Raw genomic sequence first — 23,754 nt, forward strand, 5'->3', positions numbered from 1 at the left:
CGGGGTCAGTGAAATCAGGCGAACTTGCGGATGTCGACAAAGTGGCCGTGGATGGCGGCTGCCGCAGCCATGGCCGGGCTGACCAGGTGGGTGCGGCCCCCGGCGCCCTGGCGGCCTTCGAAGTTGCGGTTGGACGTCGAGGCGCAGCGTTCACCGGGCTCCAGGCGGTCGGCATTCATCGCCAGGCACATGGAGCAACCGGGTTCACGCCATTCAAAGCCGGCGGCCTTAAAGATCTGGTCCAGACCTTCGCGTTCGGCCTGTTCCTTGACCAGACCCGAGCCGGGCACGACCATGGCCAGCTTGATGTTCTTGGCCACTTTTTGGCCCAGCTTCTTCACCACGGCAGCCGCTTCGCGCATGTCTTCGATGCGGCTGTTGGTGCAGGAGCCGATGAACACCTTGTCGACAAAGATGTCGTTCAGCGGCTTGCCGGGTTCCAGGTTCATATAGGTCAGCGCGCGTTCGATGGCGCCGCGCTTGTTGGCATCCTTTTCCTTGTCGGGATCGGGCACGCGGGCGTCGATGCCCAGCACCATTTCGGGCGAGGTGCCCCAGGTCACCTGCGGCACGATGTCGGGGCCATGCAGTTCCACCACGCAGTCGAACTTGGCGTCGGCGTCGGAGTGCAGCGTCTTCCAGTAGGTCACGGCGGCATCCCATTCGGCGCCGGTGGGCGCCAGAGGACGGCCTTTCACATAGGCAATGGTCTTGTCGTCCACCGCCACCAGACCGGCGCGTGCGCCGCCTTCGATGGCCATGTTGCAGACGGTCATGCGGCCTTCCACGCTCAGGTCGCGGATGGCTTCGCCGGCAAACTCAATGGTGTAGCCCGTGCCGCCGGCGGTGCCGATCTTGCCGATGATGGCCAGCACGATGTCCTTGGCGGTGATGCCGGGAGCGACCTTGCCAATGACCTGCACCAGCATGTTCTTGGCCTTCTTGGCCAGCAGGGTCTGGGTGGCCATCACGTGCTCGACCTCGGAGGTGCCGATGCCGTGGGCCAGCGCGCCGAATGCGCCGTGGGTAGAGGTGTGGCTGTCGCCGCAGACCACGGTCATGCCGGGCAGGGTGGCGCCTTGCTCGGGGCCCATCACGTGAACGATGCCCTGGCCCTTGTCCATGAAGGGGAAGAAGGCGGCAGCGCCGAATTCGGCGATGTTGCTGTTCAGGGTGACGATCTGCTCTTTGCTGATCGGGTCTTCGATGCCGTCGTAGCCCCGTTCCCAGCCCGTGGTCGGGGTGTTGTGGTCGGCCGTGGCCACCACCGAGCTGGTGCGCCACAGCGGACGACCGGCCACGCGCAGACCTTCGAAGGCCTGGGGGCTGGTCACTTCGTGGACCAGGTGGCGGTCGATGTAGAGGATGGAGGTGCCGTCTTCTTCGGTATGAATGACGTGCTCGTCAAAAATCTTGTCGTAGAGGGTGCGTCCCATGGTGTTCTCGTGGTCGTTGGGTTTTTTGAAATCGGTGGATTCTAGGGAGTTGCCTGCAAGGCCTGTGGCACTTGCGGGGCGGACCGGCTCAGGTGTTCCACCAGCAGGCGCGCCGTCACCGGCAAGGTGTCGAAGTCGCGGGCGACCAGGCTGAGCATGCGCTGCGCCCAGGCATCGGTCAGGGGCACGGCGCGCAGCTGGCCCACGCCGTGCATCAGCTCGAAGGCGCGGTCCGGAATCAGGCCCACGCCCAGGCCGTTGTCGATCATGCGGCACATGGCGTCCAGGCTGGTCACCTGGATGCGCTGGTGCAGCGGATGGCCCGCACGGGCCGCCGCGCCGCGCATGGCCAGGCTGATGGAGCTGCCGCCGTGCAGGCCGACCACGTCCCAGTCCAGCACCTCGTCAAAGGCCACGTTTTCACGTTCGGCCAAGGGGTGGTGGTCGGGGCAGACCAGCACCAGGCGGTCGTTGCGGTAGGGGCGGCTCTGCAATCCGCTATCGCTGCCGGAGGCCAGCGAGCAGATGCCGATGTCGGCCGTGCCTTCGGCCACGGCGCTGATCACGTCGGGGCTCAGGTGTTCCTGCAGATCGATCTTGATCTGGCTGTGTTCCTTGGCAAAAGCACCCAGGTCTTCCGGCAGGAACTGCACGATGGCCGAGATGTTGGCGTGCATGCGCACATGGCCGCGCACGCCTTCGGCGTATTCGCTGAGCTCGCCCTGCATGCGTTCCAGCCCGTACAGCACGTTGCGGGCATGGTGCAGCAGGCTTTCGCCGGCGGGGGTGAGGGTGACGCCACGGCTGTGGCGGTAGAGCAGGGCGGTGTCGACCGCGGCTTCCAGGTCGGACAGGCGTTTGCTGACGGCGGAGGCGGCGATGTATTCGCGCTCGGCCGCGCGGCCGATGCTGCCCAGCTCACAGACTGCGACAAACAGCTGCAGCGATGTCAGGTCGATGCGTCGCGCAAAACTGCGCTCGGAATTTCTCATGGTGGGGGGAGAGTCGTTTTATCTTCTCGTTTGGAGAAGTGTTGGGGATTTTCCATGGTAAATCACCGCTCAGTCATCGTCAAATGCGATGTCTTGCGTGACCGGCGGTGCAGGCCGCCTTCGCGGTTGGCGCGGGCTGGATACCGCGCAGGCGTGCGTCCGATGCTGCCGGTGCGTGGATGGCAGCGGGTTGCGCGGCTTTTCCCTGTGAAATCAAGGCGGTAGGCGCAGGAGGGTGCGGTATGGGCGCGTGCGCAAGGCGGGGGCGCACCGTCGTACCGGGGCAGAAGTGTCAGCAGACGGCGCCCATGCAGCGCCACATAGCGCGTCGAGAGAGCGGTCGAAGAGGTGTCCGGGAAATGGGCGTGTGGCGTGCATACCACCGGGGGCGCGTTGGTGCCAGTGTCGCCGCCGGGGAATCGCTTAGAGGCATAAAAAAACGCAGCCCGAAGGCTGCGTTTTCCATGGTGCGCGCGTTGCGCCGCAATCGCGCAATGTGGCGCAATCAGCTGAAGAAGCTCTTGAGCTTGTCGGTCCAGCTGCTGCCGCTGGGCGAATGGCGTGAGCCGCCTTTCTTGAGCGAGTCTTCCAGCTCGCGCAGCAGCTTGCGCTGGTGCTCGGTCAGCTTGACGGGAGTTTCCACCACGATGTGGCAGTACAGATCGCCGGGGTAGCTGGAGCGCACGCCCTTGATGCCCTTGCCGCGCAGACGGAACTGCTTGCCGGCCTGGGTGCCTTCGGGGATGTCGATCGCGGCCTTGCCTTGCAGCGTGGGCACCTCGATTTCGCCACCCAGGGCCGCGGTGATGAAGCTCACCGGCACCTGGCAGTGCAGATCGTCACCGTCGCGCTCGAAGATGTCGTGCTTCTTGATGCGGATTTCGATGTACAGATCGCCTGCCGGGCCGCCATTGGTGCCGGGCTCGCCATTGCCGACGCTGCGGATACGCATGCCGTCGTCGATGCCGGCGGGAATCTTGACTTCCAGCGTCTTCTGCTTCTTGAGCTTCCCCTGGCCGTGGCAGCTGGTGCAGGGCTCGGGAATGATCTTGCCCGTGCCGCGGCAGTGCGGGCAGGTCTGCTGCACGCTGAAGAAGCCCTGGCGCATCTGCACCGAGCCCTGGCCACCGCAGGTGGTACAGGTCTTGGGCTGGGTGCCGGGCTTGGCGCCGCTGCCGTGGCAGGTGTCGCAGCTCTCCCAGCTGGGGATGCGGATCTGGGCATCCTTGCCCTTGGCCGCTTCTTCCAGCGTGATTTCCATGCCGTAGCTCAGGTCGTTGCCACGGTAGACCTGGCGTCCGCCGCGACCCTGGCCGCCACGGCTCTGGCCGAACATGTCGCCAAAGATGTCGCCAAACGCTTCGGCGAAACCGCCAAAGCCTTCCGCACCGCCGCCCATGCCGCGGTTGGGGTCCACGCCGGCGTGGCCGTACTGGTCGTAGGCTGCGCGCTTCTGGCCGTCGGAAAGCATCTCGTAGGCCTCTTTGACCTCCTTGAACTTTTCTTCGGCTTCCTTGGCCTGGTCTCCCTGGTTGCGGTCAGGGTGGAATTTCATGGCCAGCTTGCGGTAGGCCTTCTTGATTTCGTCGTCCGAGGCGGTCTTGGCAACGCCCAGAACCTCGTAATAGTCGCGTTTGGACATGAGTGGTGGGGTCCTTCAGAACAGGAACGCCGCGCAAGCCCTGAAGCCAGGGTCCGGCGCGGCGGCAGGCGGGCCGTGCGGCCGCTCTACTGCATCAAATTACTTTTTGACTTCCTTGACTTCGGCGTCAACGATGTCGTCGTCGCTGGCATTCGCGGAAGCCTGCTGTGCGCCGGCAGCCGATTCGCCGCCGGTGGCGCCTGCGGCACCGGCCGCTGCGGCTTGGGCCGCCTGGGCGTCAGCGTACATCTTCTCGCCCAGCTTCTGGCTGGCGGTCATCAGGGCGTTGGTCTTGTCGTCGATCGCGGCCTTGTCGTCACCCTTGAGGGCTTCTTCCAGGTCCTTGATGGCGGCTTCGATCTTGTCCTTTTCGCCGGCATCCAGTGCGTCGCCATGCTCGGTCAGGCTCTTCTTGACGCTGTGGATGGTGGCTTCACCCTGGTTGCGGGCCTGGATGATTTCCAGCTTCTTCTTGTCTTCGGCTGCGTTCAGTTCCGCATCCTTGACCATCTGCTGGATCTCGTCTTCGGACAGACCGGAGTTGGCCTTGATGGTGATCTTGTTTTCCTTGCCGGACGCCTTGTCCTTGGCCGAGACGTTCAAGATGCCGTTGGCGTCGATGTCGAACGCCACTTCGATCTGGGGAACACCACGGGCTGCGGGCGGGATGCCTTCCAGGTTGAATTCACCCAGCAGCTTGTTGCCCGAGGCCATCTCGCGCTCGCCTTGGTAGACCTTGATGGTCACGGCCGGCTGGTTGTCGTCGGCGGTGGAGAAGGTCTGGGCGAACTTGGTCGGGATGGTGGTGTTCTTGGTGATCATCTTGGTCATGACACCGCCCAGGGTTTCGATACCCAGGGACAGGGGGGTCACGTCCAGCAGTAGCACGTCGGAACGCTCGCCGCCCAGCACCTGGCCTTGCACGGCAGCGCCCACGGCCACGGCTTCGTCAGGGTTCACGTCCTTGCGGGGATCCTTGCCGAAGAATTCCTTGACCTTTTCCTGCACCTTGGGCATGCGGCTCATGCCGCCGACCAGGATGATGTCGTCGATGTCGGACACGGCAATGCCTGCATCCTTGATGGCGGTGCGGCAAGGGGCGATGGTGCGCTCGATCAGCTCTTCCACCAGGCTTTCCAGCTTGGCGCGGGTCAGCTTGATGTTCAGGTGCTTGGGACCCGAAGCGTCCGCAGTGATGTAGGGCAGGTTGATGTCGGTGGCGGCCGAGCTGGACAGCTCGATCTTGGCCTTTTCGGCAGCTTCCTTCAGGCGCTGCAGGGCCAGCACGTCCTTGGACAGGTCCACGCCCTGTTCCTTCTTGAACTCGCCGATGATGTAGTCGATGATGCGCTGGTCGAAGTCTTCGCCGCCCAGGAAGGTGTCGCCGTTGGTCGACAGCACTTCGAACTGCTTTTCGCCGTCCACGTCGGCGATTTCGATGATAGACACGTCGAACGTGCCGCCGCCCAGGTCATACACGGCGATCTTGCGGTCGCCCTTGCCGGTCTTGTCCAGGCCGAAGGCCAGGGCTGCGGCAGTGGGTTCGTTGATGATGCGCTTGACTTCCAGGCCGGCGATGCGGCCAGCGTCCTTGGTGGCCTGGCGTTGTGCGTCGTTGAAGTAGGCCGGCACGGTGATCACGGCTTCGGTCACGGCTTCGCCCAGGTAGTCCTCGGCGGTCTTCTTCATCTTGCGCAGCACTTCTGCGGAGATCTGGGGCGGGGCCAGCTTCTGGTCGCGCACTTGCACCCAGGCGTCGCCGTTGTCGGCCTTGACGATTTCAAAAGGCATCAGGTTGATGTCCTTTTGCACTTCCTTCTCGTCGAACTTGCGGCCGATCAGGCGCTTGGCGGCGTAGATCGTGTTCTTGGGGTTGGTGACGGCCTGGCGCTTGGCCGAAGCACCTACCAGGATTTCGCCGTCTTCTTGGTAGGCGATGATGGACGGCGTGGTGCGGGCACCTTCGCTGTTTTCGATGACCTTGGTGGTGTTGCCTTCCATGATGGCAACGCAGCTGTTGGTCGTGCCCAGGTCAATACCGATGATTTTTCCCATTTTTGAGGCTCCGAATTGGTGAAATATTTGATGGACTGGTTGGTAGCTAGGGATGTAATCCCGGTCTTCAAGCCAGTAGGGTCTTTTTTTGCTTACTTGGGGGCGGCCACGGTGACCAGGGCCGGGCGCAGCACGCGATCGGCAATCAGGTAGCCTTTTTGCAGCACGCCCACAATGGTGTTGGCTTCCTGCTCGGCAGGCACCATGGAGATGGCCTGGTGCTGGTGCGGGTCGAACTTGGCACCGGCTTCCGGATTGATGGTGACAACCTTGTTGCGCTCCAGGGCGTGGACCAGCTGGCGCAGGGTGGCGTCCGAGCCCTCGCGCAGTTGCTCGGGCGTGGCGTTCTGGATGGCCAGGGCCGCGTCCAGGCTGTCGATCACGGGCAGCAGGCTTTCGGCAAAGCTTTCGATGCCGAACTTGCGGGCCTTGGCGACTTCCTCTTCGGCGCGGCGGCGGGCGTTCTCGGCCTCGGCCTTGGCGCGCAGGAACTGGTCAGCCAGTTCTGCACTCTTGGCTTTCAGCTCGGCCAGCTCCGCCTGCAGACGGTCCATTTCGCCGGCGGCATGGGCGGCCAGCGCGGCCTCCATTTCCTCAGGGGAAGCGTCGGCCGGTAAGGTGTTGGTATTCTGATCGGACATGGGTGCAGTGGTCAGTGAATGGTGAAGATACCTTCTACCGTGGGGGCGGTGTGCCGGATTTCAAGGGAAAGTTCCCTGAAAAACCAATGTCCCCATTGCAGCAGACGGTTTTTTGCCAGCCGCCACTGTACAGGGAAAACGCCTAAGTCTATAATTGCACGCTTTGCCTTGCCACACCGCTTCAGGACGCAGCGGGGGGCCTAACCCAAAAGGGAGTTTTCATGCGTCATTACGAAATCATTTTGTTGATCCACCCGGATCAAAGCGAACAAGTTCCAGCCATGCTGGAGCGCTACAAGGGCATGATTGCCGCCGGCGGCGGTAAGGTGCACCGTGAAGAAGACTGGGGCCGTCGTCAGCTGGCCTACATGATCAACAAGCTCGCCAAGGCCCACTACCTGTGCCTGAACATCGAAGCCGACCAGGCTGTGATGGCTGAGCTGGAGCATGCCTTCAAGTTCAACGACGCCGTGCTGCGTCACCTGACGGTTCAAAAGAAGAACGCCGATACGGCTCCTTCTTCGATGATGAAGACCGTCGAGCGTGAAGAAGCCCGCAAGGCCAGCCAAGCTGAACAAGCCTAAGCTGCCCGGTAGTCACTGATCCCTTGGGAGTGGAAAACCACGTTGCCTTGACCGCCTGTATCGCCGAGGTTCAGCCCCTGCGCTACACGCCCGCCGGATTGCCCGCTTTGGACATGCGCCTCGAACACGAGTCGCAGCAACAAGAAGCCGGCAATGCCCGCAAGGTTCAGGCGATGGTGAAGGCGGTGGCCTTCGGTGCGCTGGCAGAGCGTCTCGCCCGCCAGGCACTGGGAAGCAGCTGGAAGTTCCAGGGCTTTCTGGCCACGCCGCGCAACAGCAAGACTGTGGTGCTTCACATCCAAGACATTCAACAAAATTAATTTTCAAGAGGTCCAGCAATGGCCACGTTCAAGAAATTCAACAAAGACAAGCGCCCCAAGCGCAACAACCAGTCGCTGCTGTTCAAGCGCAAGCGCTTCTGCCGCTTCACCGTGGCTGGTGTGGTCGAAATCGACTACAAGGATGTCGACACCCTGCGTGACTTCATCGCCGAAAACGGCAAGATCATCCCCGCACGCCTGACCGGCACGCGCGCCATCTACCAACGTCAGCTGAACACTGCCATCAAGCGCGCCCGCTTCCTGGCTATGCTGCCGTACAGCGACCAGCACAAGATCTAAGGAGCACGAACCATGCAAATCATTCTGCTCGACAAGGTTGTGAACCTGGGTAATCTGGGTGAAATCGTCAAGGTCAAGGACGGTTACGCACGTAACTTCCTGATCCCCGCTGGCCGCGCTCGTCGCGCTACCGAAGCAGCCAAGGCTGAATTCGAAGCCAAGCGCGCTGAACTGGAAAAGGCTGCTGCTGAAAAGCTGGCTGCTGCCCAGGCTTCCGGCGAAAAGCTGAACGGCACGACCGTGAAGCTGTCGCAAAAGGCCGGCGTGGATGGCCGTCTGTTTGGTTCCGTGACCAACGCCGACATCGCTGAAGCCCTGAAGGCCCAAGGCTTTGACGTGGTCAAGTCCCAAGTGCGCATGCCCAACGGTCCCATCAAGACCGTGTCTGCTTCCACCGTGGAAGTGGCTCTGCACACCGACGTGGTCGTGGAAGTGAGCGTGGAAGTGGCCGGCGACCACGCCTAAGCTTTCGCGGATCTTTTCGATCTGTCACCAAAAGCCGCCTTTGGGCGGCTTTTGTGTTTTCTGCGGCCCAGCCGGGTCGCCTGGAAACTTCCTGCACCAAGGCCGGCGATGCCGGGCCTGTTGTGCGCAGGCAGCGCCTGATTCCGGGGCTGCTGCGGTGTGCCACGCTGCTGCGCCTAGGGCGAGCAGTGTGGTACGCATGACCCTTGTCACCCGCCTGCGCGGGATGACTCTCCGTGACGCGGCGCCACCATGGCGCTACGATCAAGGGCTTGATTGTTTGGGAACCCCATGTCTTCTGTGATGCCCCCTCTGGATACCGATGATGTTTTTGGCGCCCCTGCCGGTTCGGGCGTGCCGGACCAGCAGGTGGCGCAGCTGCGGGTGCCACCGCATTCGCTGGAGTCCGAATCCTCGGTGCTGGGCGGCCTGCTGCTGGACAACAACGCCTGGGACCGCGTGGGTGACCTGCTCAAGGACAATGACTTCTACCGCCACGAGCACCAGCTGATCTTCGAAGCCATCGGCAAGATGATCAACGCCTCCAAGCCGGCGGACGTGATCACGGTGTACGAGCACCTGCAGGGCATGGGCAAGGCCGAGGAAATCGGCGGTCTGCTGTATCTGAACCAGCTGGCCCAGTATGTGCCCAGTGCCACCAACATCCGCCGCTATGCGGAAATCGTGCGCGAGCGCGCCATCCTGCGCAAGCTGGTGACGGCCAGCGACGAGATTGCCACCAATGCCTTCAACCCCCAGGGCAAGCCCGTGGAACGGGTGCTGGATGAGGCCGAGCAGAAGATCTTTGCCATTGGCGAAGAAGGCTCGCGCATGAAGCAGGGTTTCCAGTCGCTGGACACCTTGGTGGTGAACCTGCTGGACCAGGTGCAGGAGATGGCCGACAACCCCATGGACGTGACCGGCGTGCCCACGGGCTTCGCCGATCTGGACCGTATGACATCGGGCCTGCAGGCCGGCGACATGGTGGTGCTGGCGGCGCGTCCTTCCATGGGCAAGACCTCGTTCGCGGTGAACATCGCCGAGCATGTGGCACTGAACGAAGGCCTGCCGGTCGCCATCTTCTCCATGGAAATGGGGGCCGCCCAGCTGGCGGTGCGTATCGTGGGCTCCATCGGCAAGGTCAACCAGGGCAATCTGCGTACCGGCAAGCTGACCGATGAAGAGTGGCCGCGCCTGACCGAAGCCATCGAACGCCTGCGCACGGTGAGCCTGCACATTGATGAAACCCCGGGTCTGACCCCGTCCGAGCTGCGTGCCAACGCCCGCCGCCTGGCGCGCCAGTGCGGCAAGCTGGGCCTGATCGTGGTGGACTACTTGCAGCTGATGAGCGGCTCCGGAGCGGGCAGTGCCGACAACCGCGCCACCGAGCTGGGGGAAATCTCCCGGGGCCTGAAGATGCTGGCCAAGGAGTTGCAATGTCCGGTGATTGCACTGTCGCAGCTGAACCGTTCGGTGGAGCAGCGCACCGACAAGCGTCCTATGATGTCCGACCTGCGTGAATCGGGCGCCATCGAGCAGGACGCGGACATCATCATGTTCATCTACCGTGACGACTACTACAACAAGGACAGCAAGGAGCCGAACATTGCCGAGGTCATCATCGGCAAGCAGCGTAACGGTCCCACGGGCACGGTGAAACTCTTCTTCCAGAAGAACCAGACCCGCTTCGAAAATCTGGCCATGGACTACAGCACCAGCAGCGACTACTGAGGCTGCGCGCTGCGGCCTGGGGGCGCAGCCGTCCGTACCCGGACCCTGTCCATGAAAAAAGGCCTTGCCGGTGGGCAAGGCCTTTTTGTTGCGGTCGGTGCAGGAGTGTTTGCCCCTGCTTCTATGAATAATACCGACAGACTGCCTGCGGGAGGTATTTATAGATGTGGGGCGGCTGGCTTCTGCCTTGGCCGTTTTGTGCGCAGCCCTAGCTGCGCAGCACCTGGACCAGCAGGCCGATCACCACCACGCCGAGCACGCCGCAGGCCCAGGCCAGGCGGGTGGCGCCGGTGCGCAGCAGGCCCACGGTCTGCACGATCTGGGACTGCTGCTCGGCCATCTGCTGGATCAGCTGGGCGGAGGCGTGCTGGGCCTGCTCCAGCTGGGCCACGCGGGCTTCTAGCTGGGCCACATGCTGCAGTGCCAACTCGGCCGCATTCTGCGCGGGCAGGGCGATGCCGGCCGGTGCACTGGGTGCCACAACGGCATCACCGCCGCCTTCGGCCGGCGACTTGTTCAGCAGCCCCTTGGCCGCCTTGAGCACATGGGGCGCTGCCTGGATGACATCGCCCCAGGGCACCAGCTTCAGCGCGGAAACCCAACCGATGGCCATGGCTTACAGCACCTCGCTGGCAAAGTCCGCCAGGCGCGAGCGTTCGCCGCGCGCCAGCTGGATGTGGCCGCTGTGCGGCCAGCCCTTGAAGCGGTCCACAGCAAACGTCAGGCCGGACGAGCCTTCCGTCAGGTATGGCGTGTCGATCTGTGCCAGATTGCCCATGCAGATGATCTTGGTGCCGGGGCCGGCACGGGTGATCAGGGTCTTCATCTGCTTGGGCGTCAGGTTCTGCGCCTCGTCGATGATGACGTACTTGTTCAGGAAGGTGCGGCCACGCATGAAGTTCATGCTCTTGATCTTGATGCGGCTGCGGATCAGCTCGTTGGTGGCCGCGCGGCCCCATTCGCCGGGGTTGCCGCCGTCGCCCTTGGCCAGGAACTCCAGGTTGTCGTCCAGAGCGCCCATCCAGGGGCCCATCTTCTCTTCCTCGGTGCCGGGCAGGAAGCCGATGTCCTCGCCCACGCTCACCGTGGCGCGGGTCATGATGATCTCGGTGTAGCGGCGCTCGTCCAGCACCTGCGTAAGGCCGGCGGCCAGGGCCATCAGCGTCTTGCCGGTGCCGGCGGTGCCGGTGAGGGTCACAAAGTCCACCTCGGGGTCCATCAGCAGGTTCATCGCGAAGTTCTGCTCACGGTTGCGGGTGTTCACGCCCCAGACGGCGTGCTTGCTGCTGCCGTAGTCCTTGAGCGTCTCCAGCACGGCCGTCTTGTCGCGGATCTCGACCACGCGCGCATACAGGCTGGGTGCGCCCGGGGCTTCGTAGTAGACGAACTGGTTGATCATCAGTTGCTGCGCAAAGCTGCCGGTGATGCGGTAGAAGCTGCGGCCGCTTTCCTGCCAGCTCTCCACCTGCTTGCCACCCTTGTCCCAGAAATCGGCGGGCAGGGCCAGGGCGCCGGAGTACAGCAGATCGCCGTCGTCCAGGGCCTTGTCGTTCTGGTAATCCTCGGCCGGCAGGCCCAGGGCGCGCGCCTTGACGCGCATATTGATGTCCTTGGACACCAGCACCACTTCCTGCTGGCCTTTTTTGTGGCTGCGCAGGGCTTCGACCACGCCCAGGATCTGGTTGTCGGCCTTGCCCTGCGGCAGGCTGGTGGGCAGCTGGTAGTCCAGCGCCACGGTCTGGAAGTACAGGTGGCCGGTGCTGCCCTTGTTGCCGGTGGCATCCAGGCGCAGGCCGCTGCCCAGGTCGGCGTTTTCCTGTGCTGCGACCAAGGCATCCAGGGTGCGGCTGACCTGGCGGCCATTGCGGGCGACTTCGGTCATGCCCTTTTTGTGGGCGTCCAGCTCTTCCAGCACCACCATGGGCAGGAAGATGTCGTGTTCCTGGAAGCGGAACAGGCTGCTGGGGTCGTGCAACAGCACATTGGTGTCCAGCACAAACAGCGTGCTCTGGCCCACGCGCTGCTTCTTGCTGGTGCGGGCGGGGGTGTCGGTCGTGGCGCTCGCTGCGGTGCTGGTCGCTGCCTTGCGCGTACCGCGCCTGGCCTCCGGGGCTGCGGCCGGTTCGGCGGTTGCCCGGACGGGGCTGGAGGGGGCTGCAGGCTTGGATGCGGGGGCGGCCGGCGCGCTGGGTGCCGGGCTCAGCAGGGCGGCGCGCTGGCGGGCCAGGCTTTGGGCGGCTGCAGCGGTCGCGTTGCTGACCTGGGGATTGTGGTTCTGAGGGCTGGCCTTGGCGCTGGTCTTGCGCGCCCGGGCGGGTGCGACAGGGGCTGCCTGGATAGGCGCGGCCGGTTGGATGGCGTCGTCATCGGCCACTTCTGCGAGGGCGGCTGCCGCACGCTTTGTGGTGCGCAGCGGCGCATCAAAGGCTTCCTTGGCGAGCCGGGAGGCGCGGCGAGTCGGTGCGGGAGGCAGGGGCATGGTGTTCAGGCCTTGTTCTCAGGGCTAGAAAAGCACAAAGCCGCCGGATCGCTGACCCAAGCGGCTTTGGTAGGGAGGAAAGAAATGCAGGGCACACAGCTCAAACGCATGGGCCCATTATGCACATCTGGCGGCCCAGATCAGGCCGCCGGAATGCCAGTGGATCAAGCGGCCTTTTTGATGGCAGCTTTGAGGCCCTTGACGGCCTTGAGGACTTCGTCCACGTGGCCGGGGACCTTCAGGCCGCGCCACTCCTGCACCAGCAGACCGTCGGGGCCGACCAGGAAGGTGGAGCGCTCGATGCCCTTGACCTTTTTGCCGTACATGATCTTGTTTTTGACCACGCCGAACATGTGGCACATTTTTTCTTCGGTATCGGCGATCAGCTCGAACGGCAACTCGAGCTTTTCCTTGAAGTCGTCATGGGACTTCATGTTGTCGCGCGACACACCAAAGACAGCGGCGCCGGCCTTTTCGAAATCCTTGTACTTATCGCGGAACTGCATTGCTTCCGTGGTACAACCGGGCGTATTGTCCTTCGGGTAGAAATACAGGATCAGAATCTGGCCCGTATGGGAAGTGTTGGATACCTTGATCCCACCGGTTGCGTTGGCTTCAAATTCAGGAAGGGGTTTGTTGACAACGATCGCCATGCGCTTCTATCTCTCGGATGTGGACGTTAAAAAGCCGAGGGTGTGGGTGTGCTGCTTGAACTCTGTAAGCCCCCGACCGCAACCTGCGATTTTACCCTGATTCCCTTCAAAAAGGGAATCCACTCAGGAGCCTACTCCACGAGTAGGGCTGCGAGCACCGGCCGGCCTTCTTGTGACAAAACGTTATAGGTGCGGCAGGCGGCCGGCGTGCCCATGGTTTCCACGCCAATGCGCTTGGCCGTCAGCGGAGCCAGCCAGGCGGGCGGTACAAAACGCAGCTTGGCGCCGCTGCCAAAGATCACCACTTCCACCGGCTGTTCGGCCAGCAGCGCAAAGTGCTCGGCCGTCAGATCTTCAAAGCGGGTGCAGTTCCAGGCCTGCAGCAGGCCGTTGGAGCCCACCAGCATGCTGCTGGTGAACTGCACCTGGTCTACGGCCAGCCAGCCGCTGCCGTGGCCGGTGAGTGTCAGGGTGTCGGATTTGTCGGGCTGGAATTTCATGGGTCGGGGCTCCTTCTGCGTTCAAGATGCCACACCGTCCCAACGGGCGCAGCCACATTCCGCACCCGCATGGGGCATACGCGCGGAACTGTGGTCAAATTATAGGTTTCACCGAGGCGCGGGCGCGCCTTGGCGCCAACCAGCCCTTCGGAATCCTCCCCATGAAGACCGTCCAGAAATCTGCCAAGTTAGCCAACGTCTGCTATGACATCCGCGGGCCGATCATGGACGCGGCGAAGAAGATGGAGGAAGACGGCCAGAAGATCATCAAGCTCAACATCGGCAATCTGGCGGTGTTCGGCTTCGATGCGCCGGAAGAGGTCCAGCAGGACATGATCCGCAACCTGCCCAATTCGGCCGGCTATTCGGACAGCAAAGGCATCTTCGCCGCCCGCAAGGCCGTGATGCACGAAACCCAGCGCCAGGGCATCAAGGGTGTCACGCTGGATGACATCTACCTGGGCAACGGCGCCTCCGAGCTGATCAGCATGGCCACCAATGCCTTGCTGGACAACGGCGACGAGATGCTGCTGCCGGCCCCCGACTATCCGCTGTGGACCGCTGCGACCAGCCTGTCGGGCGGTACGCCGGTGCACTACATGTGCGACGAGGGCAATGGCTGGATGCCCGACATGGCTGACATCCGCGCCAAGATCACGCCGCGCACCAAGGGCATCGTGGTCATCAACCCCAACAACCCCACGGGCGCGCTGTACTCCAAGGAGTTGCTGCTCGAGATCGTGGCGCTGGCCCGCGAGCACGGCCTGGTGATCTTTGCTGACGAGGTCTACGACAAGGTGCTGTACGACGATGCCGTGCACACCCCCCTGGCCGCCTTGTCCACCGATGTGTTGACGCTGACCTTCAACTCCCTGTCCAAGGCCTACCGCAGCTGCGGCTACCGCGCAGGCTGGATGGTGGTCTCGGGCGACAAGAAGCCCGCCAAGGACTACATCGAAGGCCTGAACATGCTCTCCAACATGCGCTTGTGCGCCAACGTGCCAGGCCAGTGGGCCGTGCAGACGGCGCTGGGCGGTCACCAGAGCATCGACGCACTGGTGCAGGAGGGCGGCCGCCTGCGTGTGCAGCGCGATCTGGCCTGGGAGCTGATCAATGCGATTCCGGGTGTGAGCTGTGTCAAACCCCAGGGCGCGCTGTACATGTTCCCGCGCCTGGACCCGGCGGTCTACCCCATCCAGGACGACCAGGAGTTCTTCCTCGAAGCGCTGCAGGAAACCAAGGTCATGCTGGTGCAGGGCACAGGCTTCAACTGGCCCCATCCCGACCATTTCCGCATCGTCTTTTTGCCGCACGACGCCGACCTGCGCGAAGCCATCAACCGCCTGGCCGCCTTCCTGGCGAAGTACCGCCAGCGCCATGGCACCGACAAGCTCGCGCTGGTCAAGCCGGGCAAGCCCAGCAAGGCCGCGGCATAAAACCTTTTTATAGCTGTATGCGTAGTTCCAGTAAGCGCTGCAGTCCCTTTTGACTGGTAATCGTTAGACCTTATGAAACCGATCCAAGTAGGCCTGTTGGGCATTGGCACCGTGGGCAGCGGCACTTTCAACGTGCTGCAGCGCAACCAGGAAGAGATCCGCCGCCGCGCGGGTCGTGGCATTGAAATTGCCATGGTGGCCGACTTGGATACCACACGCGCCAAGGCGGTGGTGGGCGATGCTGCCAAGGTGGTGGCCGATGCGCGCGAAGTCATCGCCAACCCCGACATCGACGTGGTGGTGGAGCTGATCGGCGGCTACGGCATTGCCAAGGCCCTGGTGCTGGAAGCGATTGCGGCCGGCAAGCATGTGGTCACTGCCAACAAGGCGTTGCTGGCCGTGCACGGCACGGAAATCTTCAAGGCCGCAGCCGAAAAGGGCGTGATGGTGGCCTATGAAGCGGCCGTGGCCGGTGGCATTCCCATCATCAAGGCGCTGCGCGAAGGCCTGACCGCCAACTCCATCCAGTGGGTGGCGGGCATCATCAATGGCACGACCAACTTCATCCTGTCCGAAATGCGTGACAAGGGCCTGGACTTCGACGTGGTGCTGAAGGAAGCACAACGCCTGGGCTACGCCGAAGCTGACCCCACCTTCGACATCGAAGGTGTGGACGCGGCCCACAAGGCCACCCTGATGAGTGCGATTGCCTTCGGCATCCCCGTGCAGTTCGACAAGGCCTATGTGGAAGGCATCACCAAGCTGTCTTCGGCCGACATCAAGTACGCCGAGCAACTGGGCTACCGCATCAAGCTGCTGGGCATCACCAAGCGCACGGACAAGGGCATCGAGCTGCGCGTGCACCCCAGCCTGATCCCGGCCAAGCGCCTGATCGCCAACGTGGAAGGCCCCATGAACGCCGTGGTGGTGAACGGCGATGCCGTCGGCACCACGCTGTACTACGGCAAGGGCGCAGGCTCCGAGCCCACGGCTTCCGCCGTGGTGGCCGATCTCGTGGACATCGCCCGCATGGACGGTTCCGACCCCGCCCACCGCGTGCCGGCCCTGGCCTTCCAGAGCAGCACGCTGGCCGCCGCCGGCAGCGAACTGCCGGTGCTGCCCATGGCCGACGTGGTCACCAGCTACTACCTGCGCATCCGCGTGGCCGACGAAGCCGGAGTCCTCGCCAAGATCACCACGCTGCTGGCCAATGCCGGCATCAGCATCGACGCCGTGCTGCAGCGCGAAGCCGATGAAGTGGGCGGCGAAGGTTCGACCCAGACCGATCTGATCATCCTGACGCACGACACGCGCGAAGGCGATATGGACAAGGCGCTGGCCGAAATCCAGGGCCTGCCCACCGTGCTGGCCCCGATCACCCGCATCCGCAAGGAAGAGTTGAACTGATTCACCCCGTGAGCGGCTGTGCCGCCGCCCCCGCGCTGGCTATGCCGCAGGGGGCTGGCGCTTTCGCTGCGGGGCGCCCCGGCCCGGTGCTCCTGGGCCGGGTCCAGCCTGTTTTCCGGTGGTGCACGGCGCTACCGACCTCTGACAAGGAAGCACCATGCTTTATCTGTCCACCCGCGGTCACGCCGACCGCAAACGCTTTTGCGACATCCTGCTGGAAGGCCTGGCTCCCGATGGCGGCCTGTACCTGCCGGTGCAGTACCCCCAGATCGACGATGCCAAGCTGACCCAGCTGCGCACCACGCTGGCCACCCAGGGCTATGCCGCGCTGGCGTTCGAGATTCTGTCGCTGTACATCGACGACATTCCGGCCGACGATCTGCGTGCCCTGTGCGCCAGGACCTATACCAAGGAAGTCTTCGGTACCGACGCCATCGTGCCGGTGCGCCTGCTGGACGGTGTGCTGCACATCGAAGCCCTGTCCAACGGCCCCACGCTGGCCTTCAAGGACATGGCCATGCAACTGCTGGGCAATCTGTTCGAGTACGAACTGGCCCGCCGCGGTGAAGAGCTGAACATTCTGGGCGCCACCAGCGGCGACACCGGCAGCGCGGCCGAATACGCCATGCGCGGCAAGCAGGGCGTGCGCGTCTTCATGACCAGCCCCCATGGCCGCATGAGCCCCTTCCAGCAGGCGCAGATGTTCAGCCTGCAGGATGCCAACATCCACAACATCGCCATCGAAGGCGTGTTCGATGACTGCCAGGACATCGTCAAGGCGGTCTCCAACGACCACGCGTTCAAGGCCAAATACAAGATCGGCACCGTGAACTCCATCAACTGGGCACGTCTGCTGGCCCAGGTGGTGTACTACTTCGCGGGCTATCTGCAAGCCACGCGCAGCAACAGCGAGCAGGTGAGCTTCACGGTGCCCAGCGGCAACTTCGGCAATATCTGCGCCGGCCATGTGGCCCGCCAGATGGGCCTGCCGATCGCCAAGCTGGTGGTGGCCACGAACGAGAACGACGTGCTGGATGAGTTCTTCCGCACCGGCGTCTACCAGGTGCGTGGCGCGGCCAACACCTACGAAACGTCCAGCCCTTCCATGGACATCTCCAAGGCCAGCAACTTCGAGCGCTTTGTGTTCGACCTGGTCGGCCGGGATGGCGCGCGTACCAAACAGCTGTTCGCCGAGGGCGTGGCCAAGGCGGGCAAGTTCGACCTGAGCGCGGATGCGGCCTTCAAGGACCTCAAGGCCACATATGGCTTCGAGAGCGGCAAGAGCTCCCATGCCGACCGTCTGGCCACCATCAAGGACACCTTCGAGCGTTTTGGTCAGATGATCGACACCCACACCGCCGACGGCGTGAAGGTGGCGCGTGAACACCTGGGTGCCGAGCCCATGATCGTGCTGGAAACCGCCTTGCCCATCAAGTTTGCGGAAACCATCGAAGAAGCGCTGGGCCGCCTGCCTGACCGTCCTGCCAAGTTCGACGGCATCGAAGAGCTGCCCAAGCGGGTGGTGGTGATGGCTGCCGATGTCGATCAGGTCAAGGCTTTTATCACCGAACACTGCAAGTAACAGCGTGCAGCGTTAAGCTTGAAAAGCACCTGGAGCCTGGCTGCAGGTGCTTTTTCCTTTTGGATTCAGGATGCGATCCAGCGCAAGCCCATATTGCGCAGGTAGCTATCAAAACCGATACTCACCACCATGAAGGCCCTTGGCTTTGTCGCCTACTCCGGCGCCGGCAAGACCACGCTGCTGGAACGCATCATTGCCGAGCTGCGCGCGCGTGGGCAGACCGTGTCCAGCGTCAAGCATGCCCACCATGATGTGGACATCGATATCCCTGGCAAGGACAGCTGGCGCCACCGCCAGGCGGGTGCCCAGGAGGTGCTGCTGGTCTGCGACCGGCGCATGGCCCTGGTGCGCGAATTCGGCGAGACACGGGACCTGGATGTGCACGCCATGCTGGCCGAGCTGGACCCGCGCGTGGACTGGGTGCTGGTGGAAGGCTTCAAGCAGGGCGACCTGCCCAAGATCGAGCTGTGGCGCCAACCAGAGCCGGACAGCAAAGCGCGTGCGCTGCGCTTTCCGCAGGACCCGCAGGTGCTGGCGCTGGCCACGGACGACCCGGCCGCCTTGCCCCAGCAACCACCAGCCAGAGTGGCGCTGCTGGACCTGAATCAGCCCACGGCCATCGTGGATTGGATGCTGGCGCATGCCGGCCGTTTGGAATACCGGGCTGCGGCCCAAGAAAGCACTGCATGCAGTCCCCGACTTTGACCTCCCTCGACGATGCACTGGCCGCCGTGCTGGCCCAGGCCCAGCGCCTGGACGGCCCGGAATCGGTCGATCTGTTCAGTGCCGACGGCCGGGTGCTGTGGTCGGATTGCGTATCCGCCCTGCAGGTGCCGCCGCAGGACAACTCGGCCATGGATGGCTACGCCGTGCGCCTGGCCGATGTGCCTGCGCCCGGGACGGTGCTGCCGGTGAGCCAGCGCATTCCCGCCGGCCAGGTGGGCACCGATCTGCTGTCCGGTACGGCCGCACGCATCTTCACCGGGGCCCCCGTGCCGCCGGGAGCGGACTGCGTGCTGATGCAGGAAGACTGCGAAGCCCTGGAGCAGGCCGATGGCAGTGTCAGCGTGCGCATCCAGGCCGTGCCCAAGCCGGGTCAGCACATTCGCCGTGCGGGTGAAGACATTGCGCTGGGCGGCACCATCCTGGCCGCAGGTACGCGGCTGACGCCACCGGCCCTGGGTCTGGCCGCCAGCATCGGTCTGGCCCGGCTGCCCGTGGCCCGCAGACCGCGCGTGGCCCTGTTCTCCACCGGCGATGAACTGGTGCTGCCTGGGACCGTGGCGCCCCAGGACATGCCGCCCGGCAGCATCTACAACAGCAACCGCTACTTTCTGCGCGCGCTGCTGCAGCGCCTGGGCTGCGAGGTGGTGGACGGCGGCATCCTGCCGGACGACCGGGCCCAGACCGTGCATGCGCTGCGCAGTGCCGCCCAGGATTGCGACCTGATCCTGACCAGCGCCGGGGTCTCCGTGGGCGAGGAAGACCATGTGAAGCCGGCCGTGGAGCAACTGGGTGCACTGGGCCTGTGGAAAATCGCCATGAAGCCCGGCAAGCCGTTTGCCTATGGCCAGGTCGGTCGGGCCGATGGCGGGTTCGCCCACTTCATGGGACTGCCGGGCAATCCGGTCTCCAGTTTCATGACCTTTCTGGTACTGGTGCGGCCGTTTGTGCTGCGCCTGCAGGGCATGCAGGAGGTGGCACCGCGTGCGGTAGAGGCCGTGGCCCATTTCGATCTGCCCAAGGCCGACAAGCGCCGCGAATTCCTGCGCGTGCGGCACGACGGCCAGGGCGGGCTGGAGATCTTCCGCAACCAAGGCTCGGGCGTGCTGACCAGCGCCGTCTGGGGCGATGGCGTGGTGGACAACCCGCCGCAGACCACGATTGCACGCGGTGACCGCGTGCGCTTCATTCCGTTTGCGGAATGGTTCTGAGGACAATTCCATGAATATCACCGTGCGCTACTTTGCCTCCATCCGCGAAGCCATGGGCAGCGGCAGCGAAGCGCTGGACACCACAGCCGCCACCGTGGGCGCGCTGCGCGACGAACTGATGGCGCGCAGCCCAGCCGCCGCCCTGGCACTGGCCCACGGCAAGGCCGTGCGCATGGCCTTGAACCAGGACATGTGCAGCGCCGATGCGCCATTGAAAGCCGGCGATGAAGTGGCTTTCTTCCCGCCGGTGACCGGCGGCTGAGAGGCGGAACATGAGCGAGACCCCCAAGGACGTGGACGCCGCCATCAGCGCCCGCACGCGGCTGGCCCTGAGCGAAGCCAAGGCTCGCGGCGTGCAGCTGGGCAAGGCCGGTGCGGACAACATCCGCGCCACGGTGGAAAAGCGCAAAAGTGCGGCCGATGCCTTTGCCCGGCAGCATGCCGCCCTGTTTGCCGAGCTGGTGGCCCAGGGCCTGACCCACCGCAAGATGGCCGAGGTGCTGAACGAGCGCGGCATTGCCGCCGCCAAGGGCGGCCCCTGGACCCATGGGCAGGTGCAGCGCATTCTGAATCGCTATGCCGATGGGGCGGCGGCGGAGTCCAGCGCGACCTGATGCTCGCGGGGAGGGCTGCGGGAGCCGCTGCCTGCTGCTGCTGCTTTCGTGGCGGGGCTCTACAATCTGCGTTCCAGGTGCCAAGGGGGCGCCTGCCCGCACAAGAGGCTCTCACCCCTGTTTTGACGCATTGCATGTTCTGACAGACATGGTTGCCGTACGGGCCCAGCGCGGGGGGCTGTGCATGCAACCTGGAGCCCTGTCATGACCATTTCCCTTCTGCTTTCCTCCCAGGCGCGGCGCGCGCGGGTGCAGGATTACAAGCAAACCTTTCCCCCTTTGGGCATTTATGCCGTGCGCTGCGAGGCCGCAGGTTTGCTGCGTCTGGGCGCCAGCCGCCATGTGGATGGCACGCTCAACCGCCTGCGGTTTGAGCTGGCCCATGGCAGCCCGCGCGATGCCGCCTTGGCCCAGGCCTGGGCCCGCCATGGCGCCGAAGCGTTTTCCTTTGCGGTGCTGGAACGAGTGACAGAGCGTGCCGCCCCGGACTTTGATTACGAGGCCGAGCTGCAGACCTTGCTGGCGCTGTGGCAGGCCGAGCTGCAGGCGGCACCGTTCGCCCCCGGAGGCCAGCCATGAGCGCCGGTGCGCTGCACTTCGGTGCCACATTGCACCGTGCCCAGTCCGTGCTGCAGCAGCGTCTGGACGAACGCCTGGGCGACTGGCACGGGCTGAGCCTGGACGGCTACCATCTGCTGCAGGCCTTGGAGGCGCCTCCAGGCCTGACCTTGCCGGCCTTGGCCCGAGCGCTGCTGCAACCTGCTGCGGCCACGCTGCGCCAGGTGCTGCCCATGGAGAAAACCGGCCTGCTGGAACGTGCGGATGGCATGGTGCGGCTGCGCCCGGCGGGCCGCCAGCTGCTGGTGGAGGCGCGGCAGACGGTGGAGGCGACCTATGCCCGGGCCTTGCAGGCCCCGGGCGTGGAAGCCGACCGTTTCGCGGCCTGCCTGCCGCTGCTGGAGCAACTGTCCCTTTCGGTGCGGGGTATGCGATGACGGCCCCGGGAACCATGCCGTGTGCGCTGACCGGTCAGGCCCTGGTGGACGAACTCAAAGTGCGTGCCCGTGTGCGGCTGAACCGGGCGCGCCGCGAAGGTCGGGCCGGCGCGGACCGCTTGCGCGATGCCCTGCACGAGGTGGCCCGCGGGGAGGGCTTTGCCGACTGGGAGCATGCGCGCCGCGTGCTGTCCGGCCTGGCCTTGCCCGGTGATGACATGGGCAGCTTCTGGCACGCGCCGCGTACGGGGATACTGCTGAACCTCTGGTTCAGCACCTACGCACAGGCACAGGCCGTGCTGCAGCAGCAGGGCGAAGGCTTTTTGCTGCCTTACCGGCGCCAGTGCTTCATCGTGCAGGCACCTTTCATCGAGGCATTGGGTGTGAGTCCGACCGATCCCGGTTGGGCTGCAGCCGGGCATGATCTGGTGGCCGCCTATGGCACGCCGGCCTGGCGGGCGTTGGCGTGGCAGCGTCTGTGGGCTCCCATGGGGGAGGGCTGAGCCGCTCCAGGGCAGCCTTTGGCTGTCCCCGGGCCGCTGCCGCCGGCCCGTGCCGGGTAGCTCAGGCGGCGGCCGCCGGTGGAGGCAGCTGCGGGGTGCGCCACTCCAGCAGCTCGGCCAGGCGCTGGACCACCCAGCCGGCCTCTGCGCTGCTGACCACCGAGCCCGCATCGCTCAGACCGGCATGAAAGCCCAGCAGCACGCCTTCCTCGCTGGAATTGCCGCTGTAGTACAGCGTCTGCGCCTGCTCCACCAGGTGGCAGGCCAGGTCTTCGCACAGCTCGTAGCGGGCCACCACCTCGGCGATGGGCGTTCTGAGCACGCCGGCGCGGCTTCGGAACAGTGCGGCGAAGCTCTCGGGCGGCTGGATTTGGCTGGTGTCGTCCATGGCGGTCTGAATCCAGGGCTCAATCGGGCTCGAACAGGCGCTCAAAACGCACCAGATCCTCGGCCAGCTCGCAGGTGACCAGCTGGCCCTGCTTGCCGTCGCTCTTGCGCTGGGCCGAAAACAGCGTGGCCTTGCCGCGGAAGCTGTAGTCGGGCAGGTGGATCAGTGTGTACATGTGCGGCACAAAGCTCTGGTGCTCGAAGATGATGCGGTGCTCATTGCGCGGCGAGGGGTAGAGCATGTACTCCAGCGTGTGGATGGTTTCGGTGGCCATACGGATCAACTCAATGAGGGCAACGGAGCAGCGCCCCGGGGCGGCAATGCTACCGCGTGCCGCTGGGGCATGCAGCCGGGGTGGAATTGGGGCGGGGGCTGCTGCGACAATCGGGGCCATGTCCTCTGCCCGCACCGCACCCCTGACCGCGCATCCGCCTGCTGCGCGCGTGGTCATCCAGACCCAGGATTTCGACCTGGGCACCGAAGTCGCCGCCCTGCGGGCGGGCGACGCTGGCGTGGGGGCGGTCTGCAGCTTCGTGGGCACGGTGCGCGACCGCAATGCAGGCGACGCCGTCTCGGCCATGGAGCTGGAGCACTACCCGGGCATGACCGAGAAAAGCATCGAAGCCATCATCGACCGTGCAGTGGCGCGCTTCGGTGTCCATGCGGCCAAGGTCATCCACCGTGTCGGGCCGCTCGCGCCCATGGACCAGATCGTGCTGGTGGCCGTCACCTCGGCCCACCGGGGCATGGCTTTTCAGGCCTGCGAATTCATCATGGACTACCTCAAGTCCGAAGCGCCGTTCTGGAAGAAAGAGCAGACCGCCGACGGCGCCCGCTGGGTGGATGCACGGGTCAGCGACGAGCAGGCATTGGCCCGCTGGGCCTGATGGCCGAACCGGCAGCCGGGGTGTCTGCCTGCAGTATGCGCGCCATGCTCCCGGGTCGATAGCTGTGGCAGTCCATGCTGCCTGGTTCTGGCACATAAAAATGCGTCAAACCCAGGGTGCAGGCATGCAGGCAGCTCCCGCATCGGGAGCGGTGTGCGCGGCACGGGCTATCTCATTGGATGGGTTTGACTGGGTGGCGGGCCGGCAGAC

Annotated in this window: 27 protein-coding genes; 16 read left to right on the top strand and 11 right to left on the bottom strand. The window is 64.4% G+C overall.

Annotated features, from left to right (window positions below):
• Window positions 1-14: 14 nt before the first annotated feature.
• From leuC to grpE, 5 genes are all read right to left on the bottom strand, one after another.
• Entirely contained in the window at window positions 15-1,436 is a 1,422-nt protein-coding gene (gene leuC / locus B3349_RS16805) for a 3-isopropylmalate dehydratase large subunit (protein ID WP_291590462.1), read from the bottom strand.
• 41 nt (window positions 1,437-1,477) lie between these two features.
• Window positions 1,478-2,428 carry a LysR family transcriptional regulator gene (locus tag B3349_RS16810; RefSeq protein WP_291590463.1) on the bottom strand — a complete coding sequence of 317 codons (951 nt, stop codon included), beginning with the start codon at window positions 2,426-2,428 and terminating at the stop codon, window positions 1,478-1,480.
• Between the two features lie 505 nt (window positions 2,429-2,933).
• Window positions 2,934-4,070: a molecular chaperone DnaJ gene (gene dnaJ / locus B3349_RS16815; RefSeq protein ID WP_066537006.1), complete on the bottom strand. Its 1,137-nt coding sequence runs from the start codon at window positions 4,068-4,070 to the stop codon at window positions 2,934-2,936.
• A gap of 99 nt (window positions 4,071-4,169) precedes the next feature.
• Window positions 4,170-6,125: a molecular chaperone DnaK gene (gene dnaK / locus B3349_RS16820; RefSeq protein WP_291590464.1), complete on the bottom strand. Its 1,956-nt coding sequence runs from the start codon at window positions 6,123-6,125 to the stop codon at window positions 4,170-4,172.
• A gap of 92 nt (window positions 6,126-6,217) precedes the next feature.
• On the bottom strand, window positions 6,218-6,766 hold the full coding sequence (gene grpE / locus B3349_RS16825) for a nucleotide exchange factor GrpE (RefSeq protein WP_218333606.1): 549 nt from the start codon (window positions 6,764-6,766) through the stop codon (window positions 6,218-6,220).
• 221 nt (window positions 6,767-6,987) lie between these two features.
• On the opposite strand from grpE, the gene rpsF reads away from it, so the two are divergent.
• The 5 genes from rpsF (at window position 6,988) to dnaB (ending at window position 10,166) form a co-directional block, all read left to right on the top strand.
• The gene (gene rpsF / locus B3349_RS16830; RefSeq protein WP_066537003.1) at window positions 6,988-7,350 is read left to right on the top strand and encodes a 30S ribosomal protein S6; all 363 of its coding nucleotides are present in this window, start codon (window positions 6,988-6,990) and stop codon (window positions 7,348-7,350) included.
• 29 nt (window positions 7,351-7,379) lie between these two features.
• A complete protein-coding gene (gene priB / locus B3349_RS16835; RefSeq protein ID WP_066537001.1) occupies window positions 7,380-7,670 on the top strand; it encodes a primosomal replication protein N in 291 nt (96 codons plus the stop codon).
• A gap of 18 nt (window positions 7,671-7,688) precedes the next feature.
• Window positions 7,689-7,970, top strand: a complete 282-nt coding sequence (gene rpsR / locus B3349_RS16840; RefSeq protein ID WP_066536999.1) for a 30S ribosomal protein S18 — start codon at window positions 7,689-7,691, stop codon at window positions 7,968-7,970.
• A gap of 12 nt (window positions 7,971-7,982) precedes the next feature.
• Window positions 7,983-8,435, top strand: coding sequence for a 50S ribosomal protein L9 (rplI, locus tag B3349_RS16845; protein WP_066536997.1), 453 nt, complete (start codon window positions 7,983-7,985; stop codon window positions 8,433-8,435).
• A gap of 291 nt (window positions 8,436-8,726) precedes the next feature.
• The gene (gene dnaB / locus B3349_RS16850) at window positions 8,727-10,166 is read left to right on the top strand and encodes a replicative DNA helicase (protein WP_291590468.1); all 1,440 of its coding nucleotides are present in this window, start codon (window positions 8,727-8,729) and stop codon (window positions 10,164-10,166) included.
• 208 nt (window positions 10,167-10,374) lie between these two features.
• Here dnaB and B3349_RS16855 read toward each other — a convergent pair whose 3' ends face one another.
• The 4 genes from B3349_RS16855 to B3349_RS16870 all read right to left on the bottom strand — a co-directional run bounded on the left by B3349_RS16855 (window position 10,375) and on the right by B3349_RS16870 (window position 13,798).
• Window positions 10,375-10,779: a hypothetical protein gene (locus B3349_RS16855; RefSeq protein ID WP_291590470.1), complete on the bottom strand. Its 405-nt coding sequence runs from the start codon at window positions 10,777-10,779 to the stop codon at window positions 10,375-10,377.
• A gap of 3 nt (window positions 10,780-10,782) precedes the next feature.
• Window positions 10,783-12,645, bottom strand: coding sequence for a PhoH family protein (locus B3349_RS16860; protein ID WP_291590473.1), 1,863 nt, complete (start codon window positions 12,643-12,645; stop codon window positions 10,783-10,785).
• A gap of 164 nt (window positions 12,646-12,809) precedes the next feature.
• Complete coding sequence (locus tag B3349_RS16865; protein ID WP_066536993.1) at window positions 12,810-13,298, bottom strand: peroxiredoxin; 489 nt, start codon at window positions 13,296-13,298, stop codon at window positions 12,810-12,812.
• 131 nt (window positions 13,299-13,429) lie between these two features.
• Entirely contained in the window at window positions 13,430-13,798 is a 369-nt protein-coding gene (locus B3349_RS16870) for an Mth938-like domain-containing protein (protein WP_066536991.1), read from the bottom strand.
• Between the two features lie 161 nt (window positions 13,799-13,959).
• On the opposite strand from B3349_RS16870, the gene B3349_RS16875 reads away from it, so the two are divergent.
• The 10 genes from B3349_RS16875 to B3349_RS16920 all read left to right on the top strand — a co-directional run bounded on the left by B3349_RS16875 (window position 13,960) and on the right by B3349_RS16920 (window position 22,269).
• The gene (locus B3349_RS16875) at window positions 13,960-15,234 is read left to right on the top strand and encodes a pyridoxal phosphate-dependent aminotransferase (protein WP_291590474.1); all 1,275 of its coding nucleotides are present in this window, start codon (window positions 13,960-13,962) and stop codon (window positions 15,232-15,234) included.
• Between the two features lie 72 nt (window positions 15,235-15,306).
• Window positions 15,307-16,641: a homoserine dehydrogenase gene (locus tag B3349_RS16880; RefSeq protein WP_291590475.1), complete on the top strand. Its 1,335-nt coding sequence runs from the start codon at window positions 15,307-15,309 to the stop codon at window positions 16,639-16,641.
• A 157-nt stretch (window positions 16,642-16,798) separates the two neighbouring features.
• Entirely contained in the window at window positions 16,799-18,223 is a 1,425-nt protein-coding gene (gene thrC / locus B3349_RS16885; protein ID WP_291590476.1) for a threonine synthase, read from the top strand.
• Window positions 18,224-18,352: 129 nt separating this feature from the next.
• Window positions 18,353-18,928 carry a molybdopterin-guanine dinucleotide biosynthesis protein B gene (mobB, locus tag B3349_RS16890; protein WP_291590478.1) on the top strand — a complete coding sequence of 192 codons (576 nt, stop codon included), beginning with the start codon at window positions 18,353-18,355 and terminating at the stop codon, window positions 18,926-18,928.
• Window positions 18,910-20,157 (top strand): molybdopterin molybdotransferase MoeA, encoded by a 1,248-nt coding sequence (locus B3349_RS16895; protein WP_291590480.1) that lies wholly within the window; start codon window positions 18,910-18,912, stop codon window positions 20,155-20,157. Before mobB ends, B3349_RS16895 begins: the two co-directional genes overlap by 19 nt.
• A 10-nt stretch (window positions 20,158-20,167) precedes the next feature.
• Entirely contained in the window at window positions 20,168-20,419 is a 252-nt protein-coding gene (moaD, locus tag B3349_RS16900; RefSeq protein WP_291590482.1) for a molybdopterin converting factor subunit 1, read from the top strand.
• Between the two features lie 10 nt (window positions 20,420-20,429).
• Window positions 20,430-20,771 (top strand): recombinase family protein, encoded by a 342-nt coding sequence (locus B3349_RS16905; protein ID WP_291590483.1) that lies wholly within the window; start codon window positions 20,430-20,432, stop codon window positions 20,769-20,771.
• A gap of 204 nt (window positions 20,772-20,975) precedes the next feature.
• Window positions 20,976-21,350 (top strand): GIY-YIG nuclease family protein, encoded by a 375-nt coding sequence (locus tag B3349_RS16910; protein WP_291590484.1) that lies wholly within the window; start codon window positions 20,976-20,978, stop codon window positions 21,348-21,350.
• On the top strand, window positions 21,347-21,766 hold the full coding sequence (locus B3349_RS16915) for a MarR family winged helix-turn-helix transcriptional regulator (RefSeq protein ID WP_291590486.1): 420 nt from the start codon (window positions 21,347-21,349) through the stop codon (window positions 21,764-21,766). The genes B3349_RS16910 and B3349_RS16915 overlap by 4 nt, the downstream gene beginning before the upstream one ends.
• Window positions 21,763-22,269 carry a hypothetical protein gene (locus tag B3349_RS16920; RefSeq protein ID WP_291590488.1) on the top strand — a complete coding sequence of 169 codons (507 nt, stop codon included), beginning with the start codon at window positions 21,763-21,765 and terminating at the stop codon, window positions 22,267-22,269. Before B3349_RS16915 ends, B3349_RS16920 begins: the two co-directional genes overlap by 4 nt.
• Before the next feature lie 61 nt (window positions 22,270-22,330).
• Here B3349_RS16920 and B3349_RS16925 read toward each other — a convergent pair whose 3' ends face one another.
• Both B3349_RS16925 and B3349_RS16930 read right to left on the bottom strand, forming a co-directional pair.
• Window positions 22,331-22,657 carry a hypothetical protein gene (locus tag B3349_RS16925; RefSeq protein ID WP_291590489.1) on the bottom strand — a complete coding sequence of 109 codons (327 nt, stop codon included), beginning with the start codon at window positions 22,655-22,657 and terminating at the stop codon, window positions 22,331-22,333.
• 19 nt (window positions 22,658-22,676) lie between these two features.
• On the bottom strand, window positions 22,677-22,931 hold the full coding sequence (locus tag B3349_RS16930) for a hypothetical protein (protein ID WP_291590490.1): 255 nt from the start codon (window positions 22,929-22,931) through the stop codon (window positions 22,677-22,679).
• 118 nt (window positions 22,932-23,049) lie between these two features.
• On the opposite strand from B3349_RS16930, the gene moaE reads away from it, so the two are divergent.
• Entirely contained in the window at window positions 23,050-23,544 is a 495-nt protein-coding gene (gene moaE / locus B3349_RS16935; protein ID WP_291590491.1) for a molybdopterin synthase catalytic subunit MoaE, read from the top strand.
• Window positions 23,545-23,754 lie beyond the last annotated feature (210 nt).

This window comes from Comamonas sp. UBA7528 (assembly GCF_002479375.1).
GTDB lineage: Bacteria > Pseudomonadota > Gammaproteobacteria > Burkholderiales > Burkholderiaceae_C > Comamonas.

Bases quoted from the DNA above. Each gene is read 5' to 3' on its own strand.
- B3349_RS16860 (WP_291590473.1), bottom strand. From the start codon at position 12,645: ATGCCCCTGCCTCCCGCACCGACTCGCCGCGCCTCCCGGCTCGCCAAG.
- rpsF (WP_066537003.1), top strand. From the start codon at position 6,988: ATGCGTCATTACGAAATCATTTTGTTGATCCACCCGGATCAAAGCGAA.
- B3349_RS16855 (WP_291590470.1), bottom strand. From the start codon at position 10,779: ATGGCCATCGGTTGGGTTTCCGCGCTGAAGCTGGTGCCCTGGGGCGAT.
- dnaJ (WP_066537006.1), bottom strand. From the start codon at position 4,070: ATGTCCAAACGCGACTATTACGAGGTTCTGGGCGTTGCCAAGACCGCC.
- rpsR (WP_066536999.1), top strand. From the start codon at position 7,689: ATGGCCACGTTCAAGAAATTCAACAAAGACAAGCGCCCCAAGCGCAAC.
- B3349_RS16865 (WP_066536993.1), bottom strand. From the start codon at position 13,298: ATGGCGATCGTTGTCAACAAACCCCTTCCTGAATTTGAAGCCAACGCA.
- dnaK (WP_291590464.1), bottom strand. From the start codon at position 6,125: ATGGGAAAAATCATCGGTATTGACCTGGGCACGACCAACAGCTGCGTT.
- grpE (WP_218333606.1), bottom strand. From the start codon at position 6,766: ATGTCCGATCAGAATACCAACACCTTACCGGCCGACGCTTCCCCTGAG.
- leuC (WP_291590462.1), bottom strand. From the start codon at position 1,436: ATGGGACGCACCCTCTACGACAAGATTTTTGACGAGCACGTCATTCAT.
- B3349_RS16920 (WP_291590488.1), top strand. From the start codon at position 21,763: ATGACGGCCCCGGGAACCATGCCGTGTGCGCTGACCGGTCAGGCCCTG.
- B3349_RS16875 (WP_291590474.1), top strand. From the start codon at position 13,960: ATGAAGACCGTCCAGAAATCTGCCAAGTTAGCCAACGTCTGCTATGAC.
- B3349_RS16880 (WP_291590475.1), top strand. From the start codon at position 15,307: ATGAAACCGATCCAAGTAGGCCTGTTGGGCATTGGCACCGTGGGCAGC.
- mobB (WP_291590478.1), top strand. From the start codon at position 18,353: ATGAAGGCCCTTGGCTTTGTCGCCTACTCCGGCGCCGGCAAGACCACG.
- B3349_RS16895 (WP_291590480.1), top strand. From the start codon at position 18,910: ATGCAGTCCCCGACTTTGACCTCCCTCGACGATGCACTGGCCGCCGTG.
- B3349_RS16870 (WP_066536991.1), bottom strand. From the start codon at position 13,798: ATGAAATTCCAGCCCGACAAATCCGACACCCTGACACTCACCGGCCAC.
- B3349_RS16905 (WP_291590483.1), top strand. From the start codon at position 20,430: ATGAGCGAGACCCCCAAGGACGTGGACGCCGCCATCAGCGCCCGCACG.
- moaD (WP_291590482.1), top strand. From the start codon at position 20,168: ATGAATATCACCGTGCGCTACTTTGCCTCCATCCGCGAAGCCATGGGC.
- moaE (WP_291590491.1), top strand. From the start codon at position 23,050: ATGTCCTCTGCCCGCACCGCACCCCTGACCGCGCATCCGCCTGCTGCG.
- dnaB (WP_291590468.1), top strand. From the start codon at position 8,727: ATGTCTTCTGTGATGCCCCCTCTGGATACCGATGATGTTTTTGGCGCC.
- B3349_RS16910 (WP_291590484.1), top strand. From the start codon at position 20,976: ATGACCATTTCCCTTCTGCTTTCCTCCCAGGCGCGGCGCGCGCGGGTG.
- B3349_RS16915 (WP_291590486.1), top strand. From the start codon at position 21,347: ATGAGCGCCGGTGCGCTGCACTTCGGTGCCACATTGCACCGTGCCCAG.
- B3349_RS16925 (WP_291590489.1), bottom strand. From the start codon at position 22,657: ATGGACGACACCAGCCAAATCCAGCCGCCCGAGAGCTTCGCCGCACTG.
- rplI (WP_066536997.1), top strand. From the start codon at position 7,983: ATGCAAATCATTCTGCTCGACAAGGTTGTGAACCTGGGTAATCTGGGT.
- B3349_RS16930 (WP_291590490.1), bottom strand. From the start codon at position 22,931: ATGGCCACCGAAACCATCCACACGCTGGAGTACATGCTCTACCCCTCG.
- thrC (WP_291590476.1), top strand. From the start codon at position 16,799: ATGCTTTATCTGTCCACCCGCGGTCACGCCGACCGCAAACGCTTTTGC.
- B3349_RS16810 (WP_291590463.1), bottom strand. From the start codon at position 2,428: ATGAGAAATTCCGAGCGCAGTTTTGCGCGACGCATCGACCTGACATCG.